Source organism: Pseudomonas sp. St316, from assembly GCF_018325905.1.
Taxonomy (GTDB): domain Bacteria; phylum Pseudomonadota; class Gammaproteobacteria; order Pseudomonadales; family Pseudomonadaceae; genus Aquipseudomonas.
In genome coordinates this window covers 425129-449462 of record NZ_AP021901.1, presented here as the reverse complement: position 1 = coordinate 449462, position 24334 = coordinate 425129, and the positions used below count along the sequence as shown (strand labels likewise).

Genomic DNA, 24334 nt, shown 5'->3' with positions numbered 1-24334 from the left:
ATGACCCATCCAAAAGACCTCAAAACCCCAGGCCTAACCCCCTTCTGCTACCACTCCGACCGCCCGCTATTTCGCGTCAACAGCGGCATTCCCATCGGCGAAGCCCTGTCCCACGCCTCCGATCTGCTCCACGTTGCCAAGGTCCTGGCCGAGGACGCGGCGATGATTCGCAGCACGGATCGGTATGCCTGGGCGTCATGTTATTTGCAGGATATGAGCAAGGCCGTCATCGATGATGTGGTGAAGGTGCTGGAGGCGCCGGGGAGTCATCCGGCTTAAGAGCCACAGGCGCAATGCTGCTCACTGAGCGGGGCAGCATTGGGCTTAGTCTGCAGGGGCAGTTAAAGAAGGGCTGCTTCGCACCCCGGCGGGAGCAACCCCTCATGAAACAAACTACAACTTACTGATTTTAATAGTAAACATTCTCTCCAAAACACAGTTCGGCAATGTGTCTCAGTGAGTCGAGCACCGCCTTTTGTGGCGAGGGGATTTATCCCCTCGCCACAGGGACTCCCTTGCCACGGGTTTACGTTCAGACCAGCCGAGCCCCACCGTCAATGTTCAGCGTGGCGCCGTTCATGAACGTGTTGGTCATGAGGAATACGGTAGCGGCGCCCGCCTCAGCGGCGGTGCCCACGCGGTGCAACGGCAGTGCTTGTTCCCATGCGCGAACATACGCATCGCGCCCCTCGCCCAGGGCTTTGCTGAAAATGGGGGTGTCGATCGGGCCTGGGGACAGGGTGTTGACGCGAATCGGCGCCAGTTCGAGGGCCAGGCCACGGGCCAGTGCTTCCATGGCTGCCGAAGCGGCAGCGAGTACAGCGGTGCCATGGGCATTGGGCCGGTCGGCCAAGCAGCCAGAAATAAAGGTGATGGAGCCGTCCTTGGATAAACGATCCCCGAGCGCGCGAATGGCGTGCACAGAAGCCCACATCCGCTCTTCGAACGCTCGGCGCAGGTGATCGATTTCCGCCTCCAGTACCTTGCCCCCCACAAATGTGCCGGCGAGTAGAACCAGATGATCCACGTGGGGGATGTCCGCCAAGGCGGTGTAGATGGCCTCGCTGTGGGTGACATCAGCGGCACGCCAGCCGGCGAGCCCGTGTTCCAGAGCGGCTTGCTTGGCACGTTCAGCATTGGAGCCAATTACGGTCACGCGTGCACCGGCCGCTTTGGCTTGAATCGCGGCGGCTAGACCGATGCCAGACGTGCCGCCGAAAATCACCACGGTGCGGCCTTCGAGTTGGGCTGGAAGCGTTTGGGTAAATGCGTTTGGGGTAGCAGTGGAATGGCTCATGGTCTCTCTCCTTGAACGCCTTGATGGCGTCGATGAGCAAAGATTAAAGGCGAGATCCCATATTGATAATTAGGGCATAAGTCGCTTTACTAATGCCATGAAGGAACAAATAGGGTTGGACCGCCTTACGGGTCTCATTGCCTTTGCCCGGGCTGCCTCTTTGGGCAGTTATACCGCTGCTGCGCGCGATTTATCGGTGTCGCCCTCCGCCATCAGCAAGAGCGTGCAACGTCTGGAGCAGCATTTCGAGCTGAGTTTGTTCAACCGCACCACACGCTCGCTCACCCTGACAGCGGAAGGCCGGGACCTGTACGAACGAGCGCTGCGAATTCTGCGAGAGGTGGAGGACATCGAGCAGGCCGCAGCGGCCTCGCGCGCGGAGCCCTCCGGCACCTTGAAAGTGACAGCGCCACCGCCTATCGGGCTGAACATATTGGCGCCGGCGATTCCCAGATTTCGCGAGCGCTACCCCAAGCTCGCCATCGACCTGCGTTTGGGCGATCAGTTTGCGGACATCATTGAGCAAGGCATCGATGTGGCCGTGCGCGTGGGCGAGCTGGCCGACTCGCGACTCATCTCTCGTACGCTGGGGCCGCATCGAATTTGCGCTTTTGCCTCGCCAGCCTATCTAGCCAAACGCGGCACGCCGCGGGAGCTCAGTGATCTGGCCGACCATGACTGCGTGAATTTTCGCTACCAGAGTTCGGGTCAAGCGTTGCGCTGGCCATTCAGCGTGGGGGATCGAATGGTGGAGATCGTACCCGACGCAGCCATCGTCATCGACGCCAGTGATGCGGTGGCTGCGGTGCTCGCAGCGGGCGGTGGCATTGGCATTTCACCCACTTATGTCGCGGCGCCCTATGTTGCCCGGGGAGAACTGAAACCGCTCTTTCCACAGTTCGCAGTCGACCGCTCCTCCATCACGGCCTTGTGGCCTGAAAGCCGCCGAGGAAGCCCGAACGTTAAAGCGTTTGTGGGTTTTCTGAACGAGCTATTTCCTACCCCCACGGCATGGGACGAGATCGTAGCGAAGGCGTAGGCGCCTGCTTCGCAGCCCTGCGAAAAAATCCCCTCGACCGTGCCTTCTGTCCAAACAGTTTGCGGCGTATTCATCTAATCATTTACCCCGCCGATACCCAAATAAGGGCATGGCCTGACCCAAGGCTCCGCTCACGCTCGTCTACACTTTCCCAGAATTCCCCCGCTCCAGGAGCAGTCAGCGATGAAGATCCGCACCAAGGTCATAGGCTCGGGGTTGGTCAGTCTTTCTTTTGCGCTGTTGCTTGGCGGTATCGGGTTGTGGGGTTATCACGCCATGACCGAATCCCTGGCGCAGAATGAGACCAGTATCTCGGCCATGCGCAAGCACATGGAGGCAGACATGATGCATGACGCCATTCGGGGTGATGTGCTGGCGGCCTTGCTGGTGGCGCCGGGGGATGCGGCGGCGGGCAAAGAGGTTACGGATGCGTTCGATGAGCATACGCAGCGCATGCGCCAGGTGATTGCCGATAACGCGGAGGCGAAGTTGCCCAAGGATGTCGCCCAGGCGATTGTCGAGTTGAAGCCCCAGGTCGAGACGTATATCGATAAGGCCAAACAGGTGATCACCAAGGCACTGGGCGGCGCTCAGGACGGCCGGGCGTTGCGGGCGGAGTTCGACAGCGCGTTTTCGGCGCTGGAGGTACGCAACGAGGCGGTCAGTGAGCTGATCGAAAAACAGGCGCAGGTGTCTCGCGAGCTTCAGGACACCAGCATCCAAAGCGCCCAACGCTGGCTCGTCCTGACGCTGCTGGCCACCTGCGTGGCGCTGGTGTTGTTGTCGTGGAACTTGCTCAAGGCTGTGCTCACGCCGCTGAACAAGATCATCCTCAACACCCAGGCGATCTCCCAAGGGGATTTGCAGCGCTCGATGGGCGCGCAAAGCAAGGATGAGCTGGGTCAGTTGCAGGGGGTGATCGAGCAGATGCAGACCAATCTGCGGCAGATGATCGCCACGATTCGTGGCCAGAGCGATGACTTGCACGGTACGTCCCGGAACCTGGGCGATACGGCGCGGCAGATTGTGTCCAGCGCCGATCAGCAGGCCCAGAGCGCAACCAGCATGGCCGCGAGCATGGAACAGATGATGGCGAACATCAGCCAGATCCATCAGCACGCCGACAGCGCCCGGACGATTTCCGCACAGTCCGAGCATTTGGCGAGCAGCGGTGGCCAGGTGATTCTCGGGGTGGTGGAAGGCATGAACCGGATCGCCGAAGTGGTCAACCAGTCATCCAGCAAGATCACGGCATTGGACGCATCGTCCGAGGACATTCATTCCATCATCCAGGTGATCAAGAGCATCGCCGAACAGACCAACTTGCTGGCGCTCAACGCCGCCATCGAAGCCGCCCGTGCCGGTGAGGCGGGCCGTGGTTTTGCGGTGGTGGCCGACGAGGTGCGCAACCTGGCGGCGCGCACGACCCAGTCCACCCAGGAAATCACCGCGATGATCGAGCGCATCCAGTCCAGCGCCCGGGACGCGGTGGCGAACATGCAGGCGTGCGTCAGTCGCGTGGACGAAGGCGTCAACCTGGCCCAGCAGGCCGGGGTGTCCATCAGCGAAATCCGCACCGGCGCCCGGCATGCGGCCGAAGTGGTGGAGGAGATTTCCCAGACCATTGCCGAGCAGTCCAAAGCCAGTGACGAGATGGCCCAGCGGGTGGAGTCGATCGCCGAGCAGTCCCGCGAGAATACCCGCTCGATTCACACCCTGACGCAAACGGCGGATCAATTGAACCATGCGGCGGGGTCGATGCAGGCTTCGGTGCAGCAGTTCAAGATTTGATCAATCGACACTGTTACGGCGCGGGAGCTTGCTCCCGCTGGGCTGCACAGCGGCCCTTGAGTCCCACTGATCAACGAGCAAACGTTTCGCTTTCAGCCTGCGCAAAATCTTATGCTAAATTATGGCTCAGCAATAATTATGGCTAATCCATAAAACAGAATAATTGCATGAGCAGCATTTTCCAGCGCCCGGAACTGGCTGAAAGCATGGCCAATCAGCTTCTTAATCCGGGGGTTCTTGACGAAGGTTTGCGTTCAGGCCTGTTCCTGTCCGGGTTGCGTAGAACCGGCAAAACGACTTTTTTGCGCAGCGACCTGATTCCGACATTGGAAAAAGAGGGTGCGCTCGTTATTTACGTGGACCTCTGGAGCAATACCCTCGCCAACCCGGCCACCTTACTGCACGACGCCATTCGTAGAGCGCTACAGGAATTACAAACCCCCACCTCTGGGCTGCTTGAAAAACTCAGGCGGGTCGGCGGCGTCGATATCGGCGCGGCAGGATTCAAGTTCGGTTTTAAACTTGAAGGAGTCGGTGATGTTGGGGGCACGACGCTCGCGCAAGCATTCACCGAAGTTGTCGATCAAGCCAAGACTGACCTGGTGCTTATCGTCGACGAGGTGCAACACGCCATCGCCTCTGAAGATGGGAACCAGATGTTGCTCGCGCTGAAAGCCGCTCGTGACGCCATCAACCCTCGCCCCAATACTCCGGGTTACTTTCTGTTCATCGGCACAGGCTCTCACCGAGCGCAGGTCAGCGAACTCACGGCAAAACGTAACCAGGGTTTTTCCGGCGCGACTTCCACGGCGTATCCCGTCTTGAAAGGTGATTATGTCGAGTATCTGCTGAACCGCCTGGCAATGACGGTCAGCCAACACAAACTGCCGTCGCTTGAAGTCGCAACGCAAGCTTTCAATACACTGGGTAACCGCCCGGAAGAAATGCTCAAGGCCCTTAGGCAAGTCTTGCAACAAGAGGGTAATCCAGACCTTTTCTTGCCCGTCATCGCCAGTACGCTGCGCTCCGCCGCGGCAAACATCGAGCTTGAGAAGGTTGAGCAATTGGGCAGTCTGGCTCAAGCCATCTTCAATAAAATCGCCTCGGCAGCAGCGGACGCTCGCGGCATTTTTTCCGTTGACGCGGCAGCAGAATACTCAAAAGCCGTGGGTCGCGATGTTCGTATAGAAGAAATTCAACCTGTGGTGATTGCCTTGGTGGCCGAAAATATCATCATGCGTCGCGGACATGGGATCTATGCGATTACAGATCCGTTCGTTCAGGAAATATGGTTGGAAGAACAAGCGTTGATCGCGGCAAGTTGATTCACAAACAGGGCCGCTGCGCGGCCCAGCGGGAGCAAGCTCCCTCGCCACGAGGTTGCACGATCCTGTGAGCAGGGTTGCTGATTCTGTCAGGTGTTCTTCCTATTCCAATTCACACCTGACTCACCTCAAACACAAACGAAATCTCCCGCTTCTGGGCACTCCAGACATACCGAATATGCTTGCCCTGCACCGGAATCGACACCGCCGGCGGGCGAAACGCGGCCACGCACTCGTGGCCGGGCAGGCGGACGCTGTTGTACAGCAGCCCCCACGACAAGGTTTCCCGCAGTTGCCGGGCGAACACTTGGGACGGGCCGTAGGCTGTAGGGTCCGGGTCGTGGAGGTGGGGATAGTCGTGGCGGACGTCGTGCAAGGGTTTGACGACCTTGTTGACGTAGGTGCGCATGGTCAACTCCAGGTCGGGCTCGTTGGTCGCGCCGAGGAATCGTGCCTGGTGGAAGCAGGTCTCGGCGATGGCGGCTTCCTGGCTGCTGGCGGCGTAGTAGACGCCGAAGGTGCCGTCGCTGAAGCGGCTGCTTTTGCCGATGTGGGTAAACGCCGCCATCACCGGCGAAGAGCCGGGCCCGGAAATGCGGTCCTCGGGGCGTACCCGGGACAGCACGCCGGCTTGTTCCATCAGCCGGTCGTTGGTCAACGCTTCCAGGGCGTAGGCCGTGGGCAGGTCTTCGGGGTCGAGTACGTCTTCAAACAGCGAAATCGGCGGGAAGCTGCTGTTGACGATCCGATAGGCCCGTTTCCATTGCGGGTCCGCCAGTGGAGGCATCATCAACCGCGCACTCCGTCGAGGTATCGCCGCACATCGGCGATGTCCACCACCCGCCCGGTCAGCATGTAGGACAGCGCCGACTGGCCGTTGAACGGTGCCGCAGTGTTCGGGCTGCTGACCCACTGATAGGCACGGTCCCGGCTGTTGCTGAAGATGATGCTCAGCGCCTTGTGGATACCCATGAGGTAGGAAATGCGCTCGAGCGTATCGCGAGGCAGCTTCACGTTTTCCGGCAACTGTTTGTATTTGTAGAAGGTCGTGTTGCCCACCTTGCCCAGCAATGTGCGCTGCTGTTCGACGCTGCAGCCCCAGAGATCCATGAGGTTGAAGAAAAACTTCAATGCGACTCGACCCGCGCCCGGGGAGTCCAACTGTTGCTGTGCATTGAGGTTGATGGAGGAAGTCGCCATGGGTTTGGGCTCCTTTGTCGCGGGGGTGGTGCTTAGAGGATAGTACAGATATGGATTATTTTTAAGTTTTTATTCGCAAGCGGACTAAAGCGCTCCAGCTAACCGATCTTGGCCAGCACCGACTGGGCAAAATCCCCAAATCCCGCATAAGCTCCAACCATCGCCTCCCGGCGCTTTTCGGCACAAAATCGCGACAACCGTGGCAAGGTGCATGATGATAGCGCGCATGCACTACCTGGCCCGGGCCAGGAGCACAACAATAGCGAGCCCACTTAAGCAGAGGGCATTACCTCATGGATAGCAGAACCCTACGCAACCTCATGCGTATCGTGCAGACCGGCTCCTTGTCGGCAGCGGCCGAGCATTCGTGCCTCACGGTGCAGGCGCTGGCGGCGCAGTTGAACAAGGTCGAGGAACAGTTCGGTTTCCGGTTGTTCCGGCGCTCGAACAAGGGCCTGACGTTGACGAGCCAAGGCTCGGAACTGACCCCCTTCATGGATCAGGTGCTGGTTGCCACCCGGCAGTTGGAAGAGAAAGTCGCGGCGCTCAAGACCCCGCGACAGCGCACGCTCAGAGTGGCGCTCAATACCACCCTGCCGGCGGAGTTCAACCGGCGGATGATCGATCGGTTGATCGCTGTGTTCCCCCAGTATCAGCTGGAATTCAGCTACGCCGAGTCGATGGAGAACCTGAGCAAGCTCAGGAATGAAGATTTTGACCTGGCGATCCTGATCGGGCAGCAACAGGCCGGTTTTTCCAGCATCACCATGCCGGATGTGCAGGTGCGGGTGGTCGGCGCCCATTGTGGCGACGCGGACGATTCCCTTGGCCTGCTCGGTGACAAGTTTCAGGTGCGCCCGGCAGAAGAATGTCCGTATTCCCACAGCTTCCTGCGCTTTCTCGATGCAGGCCTGGGCGAATACGGGTCGAGCCAACGCATGGTGTATTCCTGCAGTGAAACGCTGACGTTGTCGTTGATCACCCAGCTCGATGGCTTGGGGCTGGTGTCCCGGGAAGCCGCGCTGCGCAATGGCCTGGCGATTTTCCCGGATTTCGAGGATTTCCTGGAGGTCCGCCTGGCGGTGAACAATCCGGAGTTGTCGGGCCAGGCATTGCACGATGTGGTGGACCTGACGCTACAGGAACGAACCGAGCGCGATGTACGCCGCCGTGCCCACCGCCACACTGAGAAACAGGTTACGGCTGAAATACGCACATAACAGCGTCGGAATCGCGGCATAAAATTCAGGGCGGTCGAGTTGTATCCGCTGATCCTTGATCAACAAGGGAGTCAGGCTGATGGCAGCGACGATCGCCACTGGCAGGTATTCCAGGGCACGGGCGACGAAGGGCGGCCAGTGTTCGGTGTTGATCTGCAGCGGCAGGGCGCGTGGCAGGAAGGTCACGGCCATCATCAGGACCACGACCAGGATCAGGAACGTTTGGTCAGGCATACGCCCACCCCGCAGCCAACGAACGTGGCAATGAAGACATTGAACGGCGAGCTGCCCAGCAGGCTCAGCCCCCCATGCAGACGACAGCCGCCAGGGCTGCGATCAACTTGTTGCGGGTGTTGCACAACGAAACCAGGACATAGAGCATCATCGCCGTCAGGGCATAGTCGAGCTGATATTTGATGAGGTGCGCCGCGTATTGCGCACATACGGCGCCCAGCAAGCCACCCAATACCCAAGAGGTGTGGCAGAACAGGTTGAAACCGATCAGGTAGCGAACGCTCACTGGCGCCCCGCTGCCGAGCTTGACACTGTGGAACGCGAACGACTCGTCCGTCAGCCCCGCCGCGTAGCACCAGCGCTCGAAACGGCTGAGCCCCAGCGCTCGCAGGGCCTTGGCCATGTAGACCGACATCAGCATGTGCCGGGCATTGATCAGGAACGTGGTGAGCACGATGGTGGTCAGCGACGCGCCGCTCGAAATCAACGCCAGCGCCGCAAATTGCGAAGCGCCCGCGTAAACGAACAGGCACATCGCCACCGGCAACCACAAGGGTAGCCCGGCGTTGACCGCCATCAGACCGAACACAAACGAAACCGTAAAATAACCCGCTACCACCGGACTGGCTTCAGCAAAGGTACGCGAGGCTTGTGGTTCGACCGCCAGCGGCTGGCTGGAAGTCTTGTTCATAAATCCCTCTCGAAGGTGATTTCACCCCGAGGCTCACAGAACCCCTGGGCGGCCCAGAAACGCTTGCCGGCCAGATTAGCATCGTCGACGAAAAGGAACATGCGCAGCACGCCTACCCGCTTCATGTCAGCCGATGCGGCCTCGACCAGGCGCTGGCCCAGGCCTTTGGTGCGATGCTGCGGGCTGACCGCCAAGTGATTGATCGTGCCGCGGGTACCGAGCATGCCGCCGATCACCGCACCCACTACTTCACCGCTCGCATCGATGGCCAGGTAGGCGGTGGTGGTTTCCTGCAACAACACACCGCGCAAGAATCGGGCGTCCTGCCATTCGCAGAACGACACTTCGTCGAAACCGCGAAAGAACCGCTCCAGTCGCTCGGCGTCCCGGACCATGGTTCGGCGCAACAGGACCTGCTGCGTCGGGTCGTCCATGGGTTCGAGCCGTTCAGCGAACAATGTCGAAAGCGGTCCCGGGCCGCGAGAACGAAATGGCCAGGATCTGCCGGTACGCCATGTCATGGCTATGGGTGTTGCGCGCCGGGGTCACGTAATGACGCATGTCGCGGTCCAGGAAAAACGTGGTGTCGAGGATGTCCTCGTAGGTAATCGCCGCCAGTTGTTCTTCCTGGGCGGTGTACAAGCGGCTTTCGGCGCCCGCCACATTATGGCGGCCCCAGAAGTGCACGCCGCTGAACGGATACCCGTCGCAGTGGATGCCTTCGGGGGTGATTTCCAACTCTTTACCCGGCTTGATCTCGATGCGGATCTGGTGGATCTGGCACTGCCAGATTTCATCGTGCAGTTCCTGTGGCAGGACGTTCTTGTACACCTCGAAGTCCGTGTCGATCAGGCTGCGCATCACCGGCGAGTTCATCACTTCGTTGGAGAAGTCCTGGAAGTGCCGCTCCAGGCCGCCGACATAGCTGTTATTGGCCTTGGACTGAATGTAGGCCCGGTGTTCGAGCTGCATGAGCTCACGGGTCCTGGGGTTGTATTCGAAGTCGCTGTAGCGGCGAAAACGCATGCCTGACTCGGCCTGGCCGTAGTAACTGTCGGGCTCCATGTTTTCCCAGCTTTTGGTCAGCCGGACAAAATCGCCGAAATGACCGTAGAGGTTGAAGTCCCCACCGCGAACGTTGACGTATTTATCACGTCTTAGCGCTTCGCCCACTTCCCTGTTCAGAACGATCATTTTTCATAGGTCTCCGCTGCATTGAGCGGCCTAATCTAGTAGGTGCAGGATTTACGTCCATGAGAAAGTATTTGAGGCACTTCAAGCCGTGTTTGAAACGGCGCTTGGGGTTGCATTAGTACGACTTTTTCTCGGGGAAACGGGCGCTCTTTGCGACTTTTCTGGCGCCAAAAGGTAAAAAACCCCCGAGTTGACGTCGGGGGTTTTTATCAGGCGCTTGTCATGCGATCAGGCATCAGAAGACGTTGATCGGGTAATCCACGAACACCCGCAGCTCATTGCCGCTGACGTTGTACTCGCTGGACTTCTGCGACACCCGCAGCACGGAACTGCGCAACCTTACGCTCAAGTCCTTGGCCGGGCCGCTCTGGACCACGTACTTGAACTGGTTGAAGATCTCGCGCTCAGTACCGCCTTCGCTGGTGGAGGTGGTGATGTTATCGCCACGCACATAAGCGACGTTATAGGTCAGGCCCGGTACGCCGAAGGTGGTGAAGTCCAGGCCATAGCCCAACTGCCAGCTGCGTTCGTCTTCAGCGTTGAAGTCGGACCAGTAGGAGTTGGCCAGGTAGATCGTGTTACCGCCATCACCCACCCGATTCTGCCCGCGCTGATAGCCACCGTAGGCATAACCCAGGTTGCTGTCGCCGGTGCTGCGCTGGTGGGCGAGCGTGAAGCTGTGCGGGCCCGTGGCGAAGGTGGCAGCCAGGCTCCAGATCTTGTTGTCATCGCCGGTGACGTTGTTTTCACGCACGTAGCTGTTGTCCAGCTTGGTGCGATAACCGTTGAAATCCAGGGTCAGGGACTGATCCTTGGCCAGCGGGAACACATAGTTGGCGTTCACGTATTGCTTCTTCAATACATCCTCGACATCCGAAGCGTAGAGCGAAGCCTTGAACTGCTCGGTGAACTGATAGCTGCCGCCCAAGACGTTGATCGACTTCAGGCCACCGCTGTCGCGGCCTTCGGCGCTCTTGCGCGATTCGGCGGTGAAACGGCCGGCATTGAGTTCCAGGCCCTTGATCTCCTTGGAGGTGATCAGCGTGCCGGTGTAGCTTTCCGGCAGCAGGCGCGAGTTGTCATAGCTGAGCACCGGCAGGGCCGGCATCTGGTCACCGTAGGCCAGCACGGTGTTGGAGACGCGGAACTTGACCGCTGCACCGAACTTGGACAGGTCATCGGCCGCGTTGCCGCTGTCACCTTGCTTGAAGAAATCGATGCCTTGCGCACCGCTACGGCCCTTGCCGCCGTCCAGGCGCAGCGCGTACAGGCCGAACGCATCCACACCGACACCGACGGTGCCCTGGGTGAAACCGGACGAGAAGGTACCGATGGCCGCTTGGCCCCACTCGGCCTTGTCGTCGTTGCCATCTTTGTAATCGCGGTTGATATAAGCGTTGCGCAACAGCACTTTCAAGCTGCTGTCTTCAACGAACCCCTTGGACTCAGCCTGGTCGTTGGCCATGGCGTGTGTCGTGCTCAAGATCCCCAGTGCGATCAAACTAATGCGCTTGTTCAACATAATTATTTTCCTTGTACGGGTTGATACGCACTGCGGCGGGCAACCGAAATGGCGCTTTTTGCGCTCTTTTTCGGACTCTTGCTCCTGGAAATAATGAAAAGGCCCGCCCACGAGAGATCGTGTCGGGCCTTTTTATTATTTAAGAATCATGGCTGTTAGCCACAGGCGTAGGACGAATCCTAGTCGCGCCCTCAAGGGTGTGTCAATTTCGTGAATCGTCTGTAATTAGGCAAAAAACTTCTAACAACCGATTCAAAACGAACAGCCATCCAAACCGCAAGCCGCCGATGGCGTGGATACCTGCGCCGGCAGGGCTTGCGTTAGCCATTGGGCGAATGCCTCGGGTTTGCCGAACCAGGGGCCGATGTCAATTCGTGTGTACTGGCCGTCCTGCTCCAGGGCAAAGGTCGGGAAACCCTGGCCACCGACCTGGGCCAGCAAGGTACGACTGGCCTTGATATGCCCCTGCACATCAACCGCGCGCAACGCCGCCAGGAATGCCTGGGCTGGCAGGCCGATGGCTTGAGCGAACGCCAGCAGAACGGTTTCGTCAGCGATGCGAAGGCCTTCGACGTAATGTGCGGTTTGCAGGCGCCCGAGCAATTCCAGGCCGTGGCCGCCGAGCTGTTCGGCAGCGAGGATGGCGGCGGTCGGCGGCGCCGAATCGAACACGGCGCTGTGGTCACGCAGCAAACCTTCGAAATAGGCCTCGCCAAACGGCTGCCCGGAATATTCGGCGATGCGCTGGTCGTGGGGCATCACGTAATTACGCAATTGCGGCGAAACCTGCTGGCGATTGGCACCGGTCATCATGCCGCCGCCATGGGCAATGACCGGCAAAACGGTCCGGGCGGCCTGCACCAACGGCTTGGCGCCGTAACACCAGCCGCACAGCGGATCGTAAATATAATGAAGAGTGGTCATGGGAACTCCGCTAACCATGAGGATTGGATGGCAGCAGGGTAGTCTTGAGCGCGCTGCGGAAAAACGCTGGAACGGTTTTCAGTGTGTTTCGTGGATCGGTCGAATGCCCACTGAATTTGAACACCCCCGCTGTGGGAGCGAGCTTGCTCGCGATGGCCGTGTGTCAGTCAACAGCAGTGTTGTTGACCCACCGCTATCGCGAGCAAGCCCGCACGCAGGGATTTGTGTGAATCCGAAAGCCTGCGGACACAAAAAAAGCGCTGCCATCCCGGCCAGCGCTTCTTATCAATCCGTCGAATTCTATCCTTGCATCACGTCCCACAACGCTTCCAGCTCCGCCTCGCTGAACAGGCCAACGGGGTAACGCTCAACGATGATCCGGCGCGGATCAGGCTCTCTGATCTGACGCGTTCCGTTGGACTTCAACCACTGCGCCAGGGCTTGAAGCGACTCACCATTAACGGCCAAGGGATGGCATGTGCGCTCGCTTGTCATATTCATTCCAGCGCCCTCTCCTGGTTGATGAGCGGCCAATTTATCCAAGGTTTATGACAAAACAACGCAGTTCCGCTCCCCGAAACTGCACAGGTGCTGATACAAGAGCTATGCCAATGTATCCGCGGCAGCCATAAACAGGCACAAAAAAACCCACGGCCCAATCGGGCCGCGGGCTTGCCATGATGGATCCAAAAGCGCCGACCTAGAGCCGGCGCAGTCGATGTCACCCAGCTGTTACATCGCCACTCATTTTGCCCGCGGCGCCGGTTGCTGTTGAGTAAGGCAATGGATATTCCCGCCCCCCAGTAACAGTTCGCGCCCTGGCACCATGACCACTTCGTGCTGCGGGAACAGGTTCTGCAGGATGTCCCTGGCCGGTGCGTCCAGCGGATCGTCAAAACTTGGGGCGATGATGCCGCCGTTGACGATCAGGAAATTCACATAGGAACCGGCCAGCCGCACGGTTGGGTTGCGTTCCTGGGAACCCTCTGCCGCGTCCACGCCGGCACATTCTTCTTCGGTGGCATACAGCGGCCCCGGAATCGGCATTTTGTGCACTGTGAACGGGCGTCCCTTGGCGTCAGTGCTGTTTTGCAGCACATTCATTGCCGCGTGGCAGCGGGCGTAGTTCGGGTCTTGCGGGTCGTCGGTCCAGGCAAGCAGGACTTCGCCTGGCCGCACGTAGCAGCAAAAGTTATCCACGTGGCCGTCGGTTTCGTCATTGAACAGACCGTCCGGCAGCCAGATGATCTTGTCCACCGCCAACTGCGCGCTGAGCACGGCCTCGATCTCTTCACGGCTCAAGTGCGGGTTGCGATTGCGGTTGAGCAGGCACTCTTCGGTGGTGATCAGGGTGCCTTCGCCATCCACGTGGATCGAGCCGCCCTCGAGCACAAAACCTTCGGTGCGATAACGCGGGCTGCGCTCGATCTCAAGGATCTTGCCGGCCACTTGCGCATCACGGTTCCACGGCGCATACAGGCCACCGTCGAAACCGCCCCAGGCGTTGAAATCCCAATCGACACCGCGCACTTCGCCGTTGTCATTGATGACGAACGTCGGCCCTGTGTCGCGAACCCAGGCGTCGTCGCTGGACATTTCCACCAGGCGGATATTCGGCACGTCGAGACGCGCCCGGGCATTTTCGTACTGGGCCGCAGACACCGCCACGGTCACCGGTTCAAAACGGGCGATAGCCTTGGCGACCGCTACGTGGGCAGCCTGCGCGGGCTTGCCGCCCAGGCGCCAGTTGTCCGGGCGCTCGGGCCAGATCATCCAGACCTGGGTCTGGGTCGCCCACTCGGCAGGCATGTGGAAACCATCCGCGCGCGGAGTGCTGTGCAACGTTGTCATGGGTCATCTCCTGGGCGATGGGAAGTGGCAACTTTATAAACGATAAATATCGACTAATAAAGTCAAAATAACTAATCAGCATCTTGAAATAGCGGAAAACATCGACAAAAATCGATTTTAGAAAGACCGCCTAACCCTGTGGGAGCGAGCTTGCTCGCGATAAGCGGCGAGTCAGCCAAATCACTATTGGCTTGGACACCGTCATCGCGAGCAAGCCCACTCCCACCGGGAACGGCTTGGCGTTCCAGATGAATTACAACCCCTCGTCCAAGACCTTCACCAGCATATCGACGAAGAAATCCACGCTCTGGCGCGTGGTGACCATCGGCGGTTTGATCTTGAGGATGTTCAGGTAATCGCCGGTCGGTTGCATGAAGATCCCCAACGCTCGCAGGCGGTTGCACAGCGCCGTGGTTTCTTCAGTGGCCGGCTCCAACGTGTCGCGATCGCGGATCAGTTCCACGCCCAGGTAGAACCCGGAGCCATGGACCGCGCCGACCAATGGATAGCGGTCGATCAAGGCCTCCAGCCGCGCCTTGAAGTGCCCGCCCACTACTCGGGCGTTTTCCCAGAGATTTTCTTCTTCCATGACATCCAGCACCGCCATGCCGATCTGGCAACTGACCGGGCTGCCTCCGGCCGACGAAAAGAAATAACCCTCGGCTTCCAGCGCCTCGGCGATCTCCCGGCGGGTAATGACCGCGCCCAGCGGCTGGCCGTTGCCCATGCCCTTGGCCATGGTGATGATGTCCGGCACCACGCCTTGCTCTTCGAAGCCCCAGAAAAACTCGCCCATGCGCCCGTAACCGACCTGTACTTCGTCGGCGATGCAAACCCCACCACGCTCGCGCACCCTCGCGTAGACCTGCTTCAGGTAACCAGGCGGCAGCGCGATCCCACCGGCGTTGCCGTACACCGGTTCGCAGATGAAACCGGCAAGCTGGCGCTTGCTCTCGGCGATTTTCGCCAGGTTGTGTTCCACGCTGCGCACGTAGTCCGGCGCAGTGTCGAGGCCACGGAATTCGCCGCGATAGGTGTTCGGTGCCGTCACCGGATGCACCCAGTCCGGGCGGCTGCTCAGGGCCAGGGGGTTGTCGGCAATGGACGTCGAGACCGCATCGGCCGCCACCGACCAGCCGTGATAGGCCTCCAGTACGCTGAGCATGTCCCGCCCGCCGCTGTAGGCCCAGGCCAGGCGGATCGCCAGGTCATTGGCCTCGGTGCCGCTGTTGACCAGGAACACCCGGTCCATGTTGGACGGCGCCAACGCCAGCAGGCGTTCGGAAAATTCGGCAATCGCCGCATAGTGGAAACGCGAGTTGGTATTGAGCAGCGACCATTGCCGGGCAGCCACTGCCGCCATGCGTGGATGACCATGGCCCAGCACCGCGACATTGTTGAGCATGTCCAGGTAGGAGCGGCCCTGCATGTCGATCAGGTGATTGCGCCAGCCGCGCTCGATACGCGGCGGATCGACGTAATAGTGCTTCTGCGAACGGGCAAAGCTCGCATCGCGACGGGCCAGCAGCACCTGGGGATCAATCTCCGGCTCGGCATCGCAAGCCAGTCCCAGCAGCACCGCCGGCGAAGGGCATAGCGCCTGCCAGGCCAGTGCCCTGGAGGGCGTGCAGAACAGCGGTGGATTCACCTGGGCGCCACGGCACAACTGGACCCGCAACGGCCCCGTCACTTCGCCCAGCACCTGCCCCTTGACCAGTGCCGCGCCGGAATGCAGCGGCGACGTCACGCCCCACAGCCGCACGCTCAACTGTGCGCTGTCCAGCTGCAACAGGCCGTCGGCAGCCTTGTGCACGACCCCTGCGAACGGGGATTCGAGCGGCGTCCCCCGGGAACGCTCAACTCCACGTGCAGTGGATAAGTATCGGGTTCGCCGGCGCTGTCCGGCCGAGTGCGGGATAACCGGTACTGCCCGTAGCGGCTGGCGGCCAGGCCATGGACGCCAGCGGCCTCACTCAGCAGGCGCTGGTCGATCCCCGGCTGCTCCCAATTGCCGGCCTCGAAATGCGGGCTCAGTACACCCAGGTCAATCAGCGCAAACTCACGTCCCACCAGAGTTGGCAGCAGCGGCGCAAAGCCTTCGCTGGCAATCGGCGACAGGCCGTGGCCGACGGCGGTGAGAATCGCCGCTTCCATCAGTTCGAAGGGCACCGAGTGGGCGACCCGAAAAATCTCCCACTCATGCGCCAGGTTGTCGCGGCTGTATTGGTTGTCCGGGTCGATGCAAACCTGCTGCTCACCGCTGAGCACCAGTACCGCGGCGCGTGCCACGATCAGTGGCCATAGCGCCAGCAGCTCTTCGCGTTGCAAGGGGTTGACCGCCTGGTAGGCCTTGATCGCCGGCAAGATAAAGAACGGATCGCCGTCGGCATGGTGCAGCAGGGCCGCGCAGGTCACCGACAAGTCAGTGATGCGCCAGGTGCGGATCAGGTCGCCGAAATCGATGACGCCCTGCAATTGCCATTGGCGCTGGGCATCGCGCTGCCAGACCACGTTGTCATCGGTGATGTCCATATGAATCGCCTGCATCGGCAGGCTGGCCTTGAGCGGCTGCAAGCGCCGCTCGGCCTGTTGCGCGATCTCGGCGATCAGTTGGCGTCGCTGATCGTCGTCGATGACCGGCAACAGGTGATCGACCAGGGCGGGGGCGTGGCGCGCGTCCCATTGCAGGGTGCGCGCAAGGCCCGGGTGGTCGAATGTCGCCAGGGCCAGGTCCATTTCCGCGCACAGGCGGCCCAGGCCGGTCACCAGCTCGGGCGTCAAGTGCTTGAGCTGGGTGAGGGACTGGCCGTCGATGTACTCCAGCAGTCGCATATGAACCGCTTGGCCGTCGACGTCCAATGTCAGCAGGTCTTGCCCGTCAAGGGCTGCAATGACCCGCGGTACTTTCACCGCGTCATGTCCGGCCAACTGCTTCAAGGCAGCATGTTGGGCCTGGATTTCCTGGACAGCGTAGTCGCCGTGGCAAATTTTCAACACGAAGCGCCCGCGCTCGCTGTCGACGCGGTAGTTGAGGTCCTGGTGGCTGCCAAGGGGTCGCAGGTCACCGCTGAGTCCGTAATTGGAGCGCAGCAGCACCAGCGCTTGTTCGGCGCTGATCTGTGGGCTCGGCAAACTGGCACGGTGAACCAACGTAGCGAATGGCATACAAGGACCCCTGAAATGGTTTTGTTCGGGTCCCTATCTCGCCACTGAGTCGGGGGATAAGCAACCCCCTCCTGTTCAAAAATATGCACAGCCCTCCTGAGAAGCTGTGTCGGGAGGGGCTGTGCATGGGATATTTGCTTGCACCGCTCCCGCCATGCCGACAAGCTATGCACCTATGCTTTGTCGTCCCACGGAAAAAGGCTTAACTGGATGCGCATTCTCATCACTGGCGGTGCTGGCTTCATCGGCTCGGCACTCATACGGCACTTGATCCTCGACACCGAGCACCAGGTCCTGAACCTCGACAAGCTGACGTATGCCGGCAATCTCGAATCGCTGAGCAGCATCGATCACGACAGCCGTTACGAGTTCATCCAGGCCGACATCGTCGATCAAGCGACCGTCAGTGCGCTGCTGGCGCGATTCAAGCCCGAGGCCATCATGCACCTGGCGGCCGAGTCCCATGTGGACCGCTCCATCGATGGCCCGGCGGAATTCATCCAGACCAACATCGTGGGCACCTACAGCCTGCTGGAAGCCACTCGCGCGTATTGGCTGGCCTTGCCCGAGCCGCAGAAGCGCGCGTTTCGCTTCCACCATATTTCCACCGACGAAGTGTATGGCGACTTGCACGGCGTGGACGACCTGTTCACCGAAACCACCCCCTATGCCCCAAGCTCACCGTATTCGGCGAGCAAGGCGGCGTCCGACCACCTGGTCCGCGCCTGGCAACGCACCTACGGCTTGCCCGTGCTGGTGACCAACTGCTCGAACAACTACGGGCCATTTCACTTCCCCGAGAAGTTGATTCCGTTGGTGATTCTCAATGCCCTGGCCGGTAAACCGCTGCCGGTCTACGGCAACGGCCAGCAAGTGCGTGACTGGCTGTTCGTCGAAGACCATGCCCGTGCATTGCTCAAGGTCGTCACCGAAGGCGCGGTCGGTGAGACGTACAACATTGGCGGGCACAACGAGCAGAAAAACATCGACGTGGTGCGCAGCATCTGCGCGCTGCTCGAAGAACTGGCGCCACGCAAACCCGAAGGCGTCGAGCACTACGCCGACCTGATCAGCTTCGTCCAGGATCGCCCCGGCCACGACCTGCGCTACGCCATCGACGCGGGCAAGATCGAACGGGAACTGGGCTGGACGCCTCGGGAAACCTTCGAGACCGGTCTGCGCAAGACCGTGCAGTGGTACCTCGAAAACCTGCTGTGGTGCCAACGTGTCCAGGACGGTAGCTATCAGGGCGAGCGCCTGGGCTCGCTCGACAACAAGGATGCAATTGCATGAAAGGCATTGTTCTGGCCGGCGGTTCCGGCACACGTCTACACCCGATCACCCTTGGCGTTTCCAAGCAGCTCTTGCCGGTTTATGACAAACCGATGATTTATTACCCGATATCGGTACTGATGCTCGCCGGCATCAAGGACATATTGGTGATTTCCACCCCGCAGGATCTGCCGCAATACCGCGCCCTCTTGGGCGACGGCCATCAGTTTGGCGTGCAGTTCAGCTACGCCGAGCAGCCGACCCCCGATGGCCTGGCCCAGGCGTTCCTGATTGGCGAACAGTTCATTGGCAGCGACTCGGTATGCCTGATCCTGGGCGACAACATTTTCCACGGCCAGCATTTTGGCGAACAACTGCAGACCGCCGTCAACCGGCAGAGTGGCGCGACCGTGTTCGGCTACTGGGTCAAGGACCCCGAGCGTTTTGGCGTGATCGACTTCGATACCGAAGGACGGGCGATGTCCATCGAAGAAAAACCCACAGCGCCCAAATCCAGCTACGCGGTGACCGGCCTGTATTTCTACGACAACGACGTGATCAAGATCGCCAAGACCATCAAGCCATCCAAGCGCGGCGAACTGGAAATCACCGACGTCAACAATGCCTACCTGCAACGCGGCGACCTGCACGTCGAGCGCTTCGGCCGTGGTTTTGCCTGGCTGGACACCGGCACCCACGACAGCCTGCTGGAAGCCTCGCAATACGTGCAGACCATCGAACATCGCCAAGGCCTGAAAGTGGCTTGCCTGGAAGAAATTGCCTACCAGCAAGGCTGGGTCAGCCGCGAGCACGTCCTTGAACGCGCCCAGTATTTTGGCAAGACCGGCTACGGCCAGTACTTGTTCAATATCGCCGGAGAAACACGATGAATGTCATCGCCACTCGCTTGCCAGACGTCCTGGTCATCGAACCGAAAGTCTTTGGCGACGACCGGGGTTTTTTCTACGAAAGCTTCAATGCCCGGGCGTTTGCCGAGGCGACTGGCTGCACCCTGCAGTTCGTCCAGGACAACCATTCACGCTCCACCAGGGGCGTGCTGCGGGGCCTGCATTATCAGATCGAACAGGCCCAGGGAAAACTCGTGCGCGTCACGGCGGGGGAAGTGCTCGATGTCGCGGTGGACATCCGCCGCAGCTCGCCGACCTTCGGCCAATGGGCCAGCGTACGACTGTCGGCGCAGAACCACCGGCAGATGTGGGTCCCGCCAGGTTTCGCCCACGGTTTCGTCGTACTGAGCGAATCAGCGGACTTCCTCTACAAGACCACTGATTACTACGCCCCCTCGGCCGAGCGGTGCATTCGCTGGGACGATCCGCAGTTGGCCATCGATTGGGAGCTCGAAGGCGCGCCGATCCTCTCGGCCAAGGACCAGAACGGCAAGACCTTGCACGAGGCAGACCTGTTCCCATGAATGCTCCCTTGCGCATCCTGATCATCGGCCAGAATGGCCAGGTTTCCCGGGCCCTCCAGTCGCGCCTGAGCGACCTGGGCGAGTTGATCGTACGCGGTAGCGAGCAACTCGATCTGGCGCAACCGGACTCCCTGCGCGCGTCCGTCGAAGCCCTCAAGCCCGGCCTGATCATCAATGCCGCCGCCCACACGGCCGTCGATCAGGCCGAAAGTGAACCGGAACGGGCGTTTGCCATCAATGCCACGGCACCGGGCATTCTGGCCCAGGCAGCGGTTGCACTGGGCGTCCCGCTGATTCATTACTCCACCGACTACGTCTTCGATGGCCTCAAGCCCGCCCCCTATACCGAGGACGACACGCCCAACCCACTCAGTGTCTACGGACGCAGCAAACTGGCCGGCGAAAACGCCATCCGCCAGGCTGGCGGCCAGCACCTGATACTGCGCACCAGTTGGGTGTACTCCACCGAGGGCCGCAATTTCCTGTTGACCATGCAACGCCTGTTGCAAGAAAAACCGCAATTGCGGGTGGTTGCCGATCAAATCGGTGCACCGACCTGGGCGGGCACCATTGCCGACAGCACCGCGCAACTGATCGAGCGCTGGCAAGCCGGCCAACCCGGCGCCTGGGGCACCTATCACCTGACAGCCCGGGGCGAGACATCCTGGTTCGGTTTCGCCCAGGCCATCGGCGAAAACCTGCTCGAACGGCACAAGCCGTGCGCACTGCTTGAGCCCATTGCGTCGAGCGCCTATCCGACTCCGGCCCCGCGGCCGCCGAACTCGCGCCTGGACTGCACACCCCTGCTCAAGGAGTGGGGGGTGAGCCAGCCTGACTGGCGAAGCGCGTTGCAGTGGTGCCTCGCCGGACAAGCCTAGTACTGCCTTACAAATAGTATTTGCGAGGCAACTAGGCATAATACGCCTGTCACCACAGGCGCCCGATGCTCATGAATTCCACCCTTCCCCGCAGACCCCGTTGGCGCAGCCTGGCCTTGCTGGCGCTGTGCCTGGCGCCCTTGCTGTGGCCGTTGGAACACCTGGCCGAACGTTATTACCGCAGCGAACTGGCCGGACAGAACCGCCAGACCCTGGACCTCTACGTCGCCAACCTGTTGGGCACGTTGCACCGTTATGAGGTGCTGCCGCAGATTCTCGGCGACCTGCCGGCCTTGCGTGCCGTCTTGTCGGCCCCGGACGATGGCGTGACCCAAGGCAATGCCAACCGGCTGTTGAAAAACATCAGCGCCCAGACCGGCGCCGAAGTCATGTACCTGATGGACCCTTCCGGCAAGACCCTGGCCGCATCGAACTGGGATAAGCACGACAGTTTCGTCGGACGCAATTTCGCCTTCCGGCCGTACTTTATCGAAGCCATGGCCGGGCGCCTGGGCCGCTTCTTCGGCCTGGGCACGACATCGGCCAAGCGCGGTTACTTCTTTGCCGCCGCCGTGCGCGACCGCGAAAAAGTCATCGGGGTGCTGGTGGTCAAGGTCGACCTGGATCACACCGAAAGCCTGTGGGGCAAGACCCCCGAACAGTTGCTGGTGACCGACCACAACGGCGTGGTCATCCTCACGTCGCGACAGGAATGGCGATTTCGCGCGACCCGGCCCCTCAATGACGACGAGCGCCAAGCCATCAGCGCGGTACAACCTTATCCGACCCGCGATCCCAAGCCGCTGAACCTGGACGCCAATGCCTGGCTGCCCCAGACCCAGTCCATCGAGGAAACCGGCTGGAGCGTAAGCATTCTTGCCCCGCGCACGCTGATCGATCGTCCGGTGCGCACCGTGGTCGCCATCGGAGGTGCGGCGCTGCTGGTCTTGATGTTGTTGCTCGGGTTGATGATGCAGCGCAGGCGCCATTACCTGGATCGGATCGCCTTCGAAGCCAAGGCCCGTCATCAGCTGGAGGGCCGGGTGGCCGAGCGCACCAGTGACCTGGAAGGGCTGAACCGGCGATTGAAACAGGAGGTGCTGGAGCGCGAACAGGCCCAGCAGGAATTGGTCCGCGCTCAGGATGACCTGGTGCAGGCCGGCAAGTTATCAGCCCTGGGCACCATGTCCGCGAGCATCAGCCACGAACTCAACCAGCCGCTGGCAGCGATTCGCAGCTACGCGGAAAACGCCGAGATCTTGCTCGACCACCAACGCACCGAAGACGCCCGGGGCAACCTCAAGCTGATCAGTGAACTGACCGGGCGCATGGCCTCGATCATCGCCCACCTGCGCGCCTTTGCCCGTCGCGACCGCCATGCCCCGGAAAGCGTCGCCCTGCAACCGGCGCTGGACGACGCCCTGGCACTGCTCGCCAAACGCCGGCGCAGCATGGAAGTGGAACTGATCCGTGACTTGCCGGCCGCCACGCTGTGGGTCGAGGCCGGCGAAACCCGCTTGCGCCAGGTACTCGGCAACCTGCTGGCCAACGCCCTCGATGCGCTCACCGAAAAAGGCCCACCGCGCAAACTCTGGCTCAGCGCCCAGGCCACCGAAACCGGCGTCAACCTGTACATCCGCGATAACGGCCCGGGGTTTTGCATGGAAGCCCTGGGCCGCGCCGGCGAGCCCTTCTACACCACTAAGACCCGCACCCAGGGCCTTGGCCTAGGGCTGGCGATCTGCGACACCCTGATGCGCGCCTTTGGCGGCGAACTGTCGTTCGCCAACCACAAGGAAGGCGGCGCCCTGATTACCCTGAAACTGCGCGCTGGCGCCCCCGGGGTGAGCCTGCAACCGTCCGAGGACCGAAGTGTATGACCATCGACAACCGGATTGAGGTGGTGCTGATCGACGACGATCCCCATTTGCGTCAGGCCCTGAGCCAGACCCTCGACTTGGCCGGCCTGAAAATCCTGCCCCTGGCCGAAGCCAAGGGTGTGGCCGGGCAACTGCCCCGTGACTGGCCGGGTGTGGTGGTCAGCGATATTCGCATGCCGGGCATGGACGGCCTCGAACTGCTGGGTGAACTCCACGCCCAGGACTCGGAGCTGCCGGTGCTGCTGATCACCGGCCACGGCGATGTGCCGTTGGCCGTGCAGGCGATGCGCGCCGGAGCCTATGACTTCCTGGAAAAGCCTTTCGCCAGCGATCATCTGCTCGACAGCGTACGCCGGGCCCTGGCCTTGCGCCGGCTGGTGCTGGACAACCGCAGCCTGCGCCTGGCCCTGAGCGATCGCCATGAACTCAGCGCCCGACTGGTCGGCCAATCGACCCCCATGTTGCGCCTGCGCGAGCAGATCGGTGCACTGGCTGCCACCCGCGCCGACGTGCTGATCCTCGGTGAAACCGGTGCCGGCAAGGAAGTGGTGGCCCGTGCATTGCACGATCTTTCAGGCCGGCGCAACGGCCCCTTCGTGGCGATCAACGCCGGGGCCCTGGCCGAGTCGGTGGTGGAAAGCGAGCTGTTCGGCCACGAACCCGGCGCTTTTACCGGCGCGCAGAAACGCCGCATCGGCAAATTCGAATTCGCCAACGGCGGTACGCTGTTCCTGGATGAAATCGAAAGCATGAGCCTGGATGTCCAGGTCAAACTGCTGCGCCTGCTGCAGGAGCGCGTGGTGGAGCGACTGGGGGGCAATCAACAGATCCCGCTGGACATCCGCGTGATCGCCGCCACCAAGGAAGACCTGCGCCAGGCCGCCGACCAGGGGCGTTTTCGCGCCGACTTGTATTACCGCCTGAACGTCGCGCCGCTGCGCATACCGCCGTTGCGCGAACGGGGTGAGGATGCGCTGATGCTGTTCCAGCATTTCGCCGACGAAGCCAGCGCTCGCCACGGGCTGCCGCCCCACGAATTGCAGCCGGCGCAACGGGCGCAGCTGCTGCGCCATAGCTGGCCGGGCAATGTGCGGGAACTGCAGAACGCCGCCGAACGATTTGCCCTGGGCCTGGAGCTGGCCCTGGACAACAGCGCGCCCGACGGCAGCCCCGGCGCACCGGTGGAAGTGGTCAGTGGCGGCTTGAGCGAGCAGGTGGAAAACTTCGAGAAAACCCTGATCGCCGCCGAACTGGCCCGCCCCCACAGCTCGGTGCGCAGCCTGGCCGAAGCCTTGGGCATTCCACGCAAGACCTTGCACGACAAGTTACGCAAACACGGGCTGACCTTCGGCGACAGCAGCCAGGGTTCAGCCGATGAGTCCGATTGAGTCAGCGTCATTTCCCTTTCAAGCAAAAGGC

At 60.9% G+C, this 24334-nt stretch carries 21 protein-coding genes and 2 pseudogenes; 11 read left to right on the top strand and 12 right to left on the bottom strand.

Features of this window, described 5'->3' with window-relative positions; translation table 11 throughout:
* On the top strand, window positions 1-279 hold the full coding sequence (locus KI237_RS01920; RefSeq protein WP_212798567.1) for a DUF3077 domain-containing protein: 279 nt from the start codon (window positions 1-3) through the stop codon (window positions 277-279).
* A gap of 253 nt (window positions 280-532) precedes the next feature.
* Here the strand turns inward: KI237_RS01920 and KI237_RS01915 are convergent, their stop codons facing one another.
* Complete coding sequence (locus KI237_RS01915; RefSeq protein ID WP_212798566.1) at window positions 533-1297, bottom strand: SDR family oxidoreductase; 765 nt, start codon at window positions 1295-1297, stop codon at window positions 533-535.
* A gap of 97 nt (window positions 1298-1394) precedes the next feature.
* On the opposite strand from KI237_RS01915, the gene KI237_RS01910 reads away from it, so the two are divergent.
* From KI237_RS01910 to KI237_RS01900, 3 genes are all read left to right on the top strand, one after another.
* Window positions 1395-2336, top strand: a complete 942-nt coding sequence (locus KI237_RS01910) for a LysR family transcriptional regulator (protein WP_212798565.1) — start codon at window positions 1395-1397, stop codon at window positions 2334-2336.
* Between the two features lie 183 nt (window positions 2337-2519).
* On the top strand, window positions 2520-4127 hold the full coding sequence (locus KI237_RS01905; RefSeq protein ID WP_212798564.1) for a methyl-accepting chemotaxis protein: 1608 nt from the start codon (window positions 2520-2522) through the stop codon (window positions 4125-4127).
* A gap of 167 nt (window positions 4128-4294) precedes the next feature.
* Window positions 4295-5452, top strand: a complete 1158-nt coding sequence (locus KI237_RS01900) for an AAA family ATPase (RefSeq protein ID WP_212798563.1) — start codon at window positions 4295-4297, stop codon at window positions 5450-5452.
* A gap of 112 nt (window positions 5453-5564) precedes the next feature.
* Here the strand turns inward: KI237_RS01900 and KI237_RS01895 are convergent, their stop codons facing one another.
* Together KI237_RS01895 and KI237_RS01890 are read right to left on the bottom strand one after the other, a co-directional pair.
* Window positions 5565-6242 carry an RES family NAD+ phosphorylase gene (locus KI237_RS01895; protein WP_212798562.1) on the bottom strand — a complete coding sequence of 226 codons (678 nt, stop codon included), beginning with the start codon at window positions 6240-6242 and terminating at the stop codon, window positions 5565-5567.
* Window positions 6242-6652, bottom strand: a complete 411-nt coding sequence (locus KI237_RS01890; protein ID WP_212798561.1) for an MbcA/ParS/Xre antitoxin family protein — start codon at window positions 6650-6652, stop codon at window positions 6242-6244. The genes KI237_RS01895 and KI237_RS01890 overlap by 1 nt, the downstream gene beginning before the upstream one ends.
* 293 nt (window positions 6653-6945) lie before the next feature.
* Between KI237_RS01890 and KI237_RS01885 the strand changes: the two genes are divergently transcribed.
* Window positions 6946-7872, top strand: coding sequence for a LysR family transcriptional regulator (locus KI237_RS01885; protein WP_212798560.1), 927 nt, complete (start codon window positions 6946-6948; stop codon window positions 7870-7872).
* Here KI237_RS01885 and KI237_RS01880 read toward each other — a convergent pair.
* The 9 genes and pseudogenes from KI237_RS01880 to KI237_RS01840 all read right to left on the bottom strand — a co-directional run bounded on the left by KI237_RS01880 (window position 7789) and on the right by KI237_RS01840 (window position 17453).
* On the bottom strand, window positions 7789-8106 hold the full coding sequence (locus KI237_RS01880; RefSeq protein ID WP_013692053.1) for an AzlD domain-containing protein: 318 nt from the start codon (window positions 8104-8106) through the stop codon (window positions 7789-7791). The genes KI237_RS01885 and KI237_RS01880 overlap by 84 nt on opposite strands.
* A pseudogene (locus KI237_RS01875) lies at window positions 8085-8797 on the bottom strand (AzlC family ABC transporter permease). The gene KI237_RS01880 and the pseudogene KI237_RS01875 overlap by 22 nt, the downstream one beginning before the upstream one ends.
* Window positions 8794-9231, bottom strand: a complete 438-nt coding sequence (locus KI237_RS01870) for a GNAT family N-acetyltransferase (protein ID WP_212798559.1) — start codon at window positions 9229-9231, stop codon at window positions 8794-8796. Before KI237_RS01870 ends, KI237_RS01875 begins: the two are co-directional and overlap by 4 nt.
* Before the next feature lie 13 nt (window positions 9232-9244).
* Window positions 9245-9991, bottom strand: coding sequence for a 2OG-Fe dioxygenase family protein (locus tag KI237_RS01865; protein ID WP_212798558.1), 747 nt, complete (start codon window positions 9989-9991; stop codon window positions 9245-9247).
* Between the two features lie 235 nt (window positions 9992-10226).
* A complete protein-coding gene (locus tag KI237_RS01860) occupies window positions 10227-11513 on the bottom strand; it encodes an OprD family porin (protein ID WP_212798557.1) in 1287 nt (428 codons plus the stop codon).
* A gap of 252 nt (window positions 11514-11765) precedes the next feature.
* Window positions 11766-12437, bottom strand: coding sequence for a DsbA family protein (locus KI237_RS01855; RefSeq protein WP_212798556.1), 672 nt, complete (start codon window positions 12435-12437; stop codon window positions 11766-11768).
* 300 nt (window positions 12438-12737) lie between these two features.
* Window positions 12738-12938, bottom strand: a complete 201-nt coding sequence (locus KI237_RS01850; RefSeq protein ID WP_212798555.1) for a hypothetical protein — start codon at window positions 12936-12938, stop codon at window positions 12738-12740.
* A 243-nt stretch (window positions 12939-13181) separates the two neighbouring features.
* Window positions 13182-14288 (bottom strand): agmatine deiminase, encoded by a 1107-nt coding sequence (aguA, locus tag KI237_RS01845; RefSeq protein ID WP_212798554.1) that lies wholly within the window; start codon window positions 14286-14288, stop codon window positions 13182-13184.
* 253 nt (window positions 14289-14541) lie between these two features.
* Window positions 14542-17453 (bottom strand): annotated as a pseudogene (locus KI237_RS01840) (aminotransferase).
* 210 nt (window positions 17454-17663) lie between these two features.
* Between KI237_RS01840 and rfbB the strand changes: the two are divergent.
* From rfbB to KI237_RS01810, 6 genes are all read left to right on the top strand, one after another.
* Window positions 17664-18746 carry a dTDP-glucose 4,6-dehydratase gene (gene rfbB, locus KI237_RS01835; RefSeq protein ID WP_212798553.1) on the top strand — a complete coding sequence of 361 codons (1083 nt, stop codon included), beginning with the start codon at window positions 17664-17666 and terminating at the stop codon, window positions 18744-18746.
* On the top strand, window positions 18743-19615 hold the full coding sequence (gene rfbA, locus KI237_RS01830) for a glucose-1-phosphate thymidylyltransferase RfbA (RefSeq protein ID WP_212798552.1): 873 nt from the start codon (window positions 18743-18745) through the stop codon (window positions 19613-19615). Before rfbB ends, rfbA begins: the two co-directional genes overlap by 4 nt.
* Window positions 19612-20157 (top strand): dTDP-4-dehydrorhamnose 3,5-epimerase, encoded by a 546-nt coding sequence (rfbC, locus tag KI237_RS01825; RefSeq protein WP_212798551.1) that lies wholly within the window; start codon window positions 19612-19614, stop codon window positions 20155-20157. Before rfbA ends, rfbC begins: the two co-directional genes overlap by 4 nt.
* The gene (rfbD, locus tag KI237_RS01820) at window positions 20154-21035 is read left to right on the top strand and encodes a dTDP-4-dehydrorhamnose reductase (protein ID WP_212798550.1); all 882 of its coding nucleotides are present in this window, start codon (window positions 20154-20156) and stop codon (window positions 21033-21035) included. Before rfbC ends, rfbD begins: the two co-directional genes overlap by 4 nt.
* 71 nt (window positions 21036-21106) lie before the next feature.
* Window positions 21107-22915: a sensor histidine kinase gene (locus KI237_RS01815; RefSeq protein WP_212798549.1), complete on the top strand. Its 1809-nt coding sequence runs from the start codon at window positions 21107-21109 to the stop codon at window positions 22913-22915.
* A complete protein-coding gene (locus tag KI237_RS01810; RefSeq protein WP_212798548.1) occupies window positions 22912-24303 on the top strand; it encodes a sigma-54-dependent transcriptional regulator in 1392 nt (463 codons plus the stop codon). The genes KI237_RS01815 and KI237_RS01810 overlap by 4 nt, the downstream gene beginning before the upstream one ends.
* Window positions 24304-24334 lie beyond the last annotated feature (31 nt).

Coding starts and splice junctions, on each gene's coding strand:
- KI237_RS01920 (WP_212798567.1), top strand. CDS start 1: ATGACCCATCCAAAAGACCTCAAAACCCCAGGCCTAACCCCCTTCTGC.
- KI237_RS01915 (WP_212798566.1), bottom strand. CDS start 1,297: ATGAGCCATTCCACTGCTACCCCAAACGCATTTACCCAAACGCTTCCA.
- KI237_RS01910 (WP_212798565.1), top strand. CDS start 1,395: ATGAAGGAACAAATAGGGTTGGACCGCCTTACGGGTCTCATTGCCTTT.
- KI237_RS01905 (WP_212798564.1), top strand. CDS start 2,520: ATGAAGATCCGCACCAAGGTCATAGGCTCGGGGTTGGTCAGTCTTTCT.
- KI237_RS01900 (WP_212798563.1), top strand. CDS start 4,295: ATGAGCAGCATTTTCCAGCGCCCGGAACTGGCTGAAAGCATGGCCAAT.
- KI237_RS01895 (WP_212798562.1), bottom strand. CDS start 6,242: ATGATGCCTCCACTGGCGGACCCGCAATGGAAACGGGCCTATCGGATC.
- KI237_RS01890 (WP_212798561.1), bottom strand. CDS start 6,652: ATGGCGACTTCCTCCATCAACCTCAATGCACAGCAACAGTTGGACTCC.
- KI237_RS01885 (WP_212798560.1), top strand. CDS start 6,946: ATGGATAGCAGAACCCTACGCAACCTCATGCGTATCGTGCAGACCGGC.
- KI237_RS01880 (WP_013692053.1), bottom strand. CDS start 8,106: ATGCCTGACCAAACGTTCCTGATCCTGGTCGTGGTCCTGATGATGGCC.
- KI237_RS01870 (WP_212798559.1), bottom strand. CDS start 9,231: ATGGACGACCCGACGCAGCAGGTCCTGTTGCGCCGAACCATGGTCCGG.
- KI237_RS01865 (WP_212798558.1), bottom strand. CDS start 9,991: ATGATCGTTCTGAACAGGGAAGTGGGCGAAGCGCTAAGACGTGATAAA.
- KI237_RS01860 (WP_212798557.1), bottom strand. CDS start 11,513: ATGTTGAACAAGCGCATTAGTTTGATCGCACTGGGGATCTTGAGCACG.
- KI237_RS01855 (WP_212798556.1), bottom strand. CDS start 12,437: ATGACCACTCTTCATTATATTTACGATCCGCTGTGCGGCTGGTGTTAC.
- KI237_RS01850 (WP_212798555.1), bottom strand. CDS start 12,938: ATGAATATGACAAGCGAGCGCACATGCCATCCCTTGGCCGTTAATGGT.
- aguA (WP_212798554.1), bottom strand. CDS start 14,288: ATGACAACGTTGCACAGCACTCCGCGCGCGGATGGTTTCCACATGCCT.
- rfbB (WP_212798553.1), top strand. CDS start 17,664: ATGCGCATTCTCATCACTGGCGGTGCTGGCTTCATCGGCTCGGCACTC.
- rfbA (WP_212798552.1), top strand. CDS start 18,743: ATGAAAGGCATTGTTCTGGCCGGCGGTTCCGGCACACGTCTACACCCG.
- rfbC (WP_212798551.1), top strand. CDS start 19,612: ATGAATGTCATCGCCACTCGCTTGCCAGACGTCCTGGTCATCGAACCG.
- rfbD (WP_212798550.1), top strand. CDS start 20,154: ATGAATGCTCCCTTGCGCATCCTGATCATCGGCCAGAATGGCCAGGTT.
- KI237_RS01815 (WP_212798549.1), top strand. CDS start 21,107: ATGAATTCCACCCTTCCCCGCAGACCCCGTTGGCGCAGCCTGGCCTTG.
- KI237_RS01810 (WP_212798548.1), top strand. CDS start 22,912: ATGACCATCGACAACCGGATTGAGGTGGTGCTGATCGACGACGATCCC.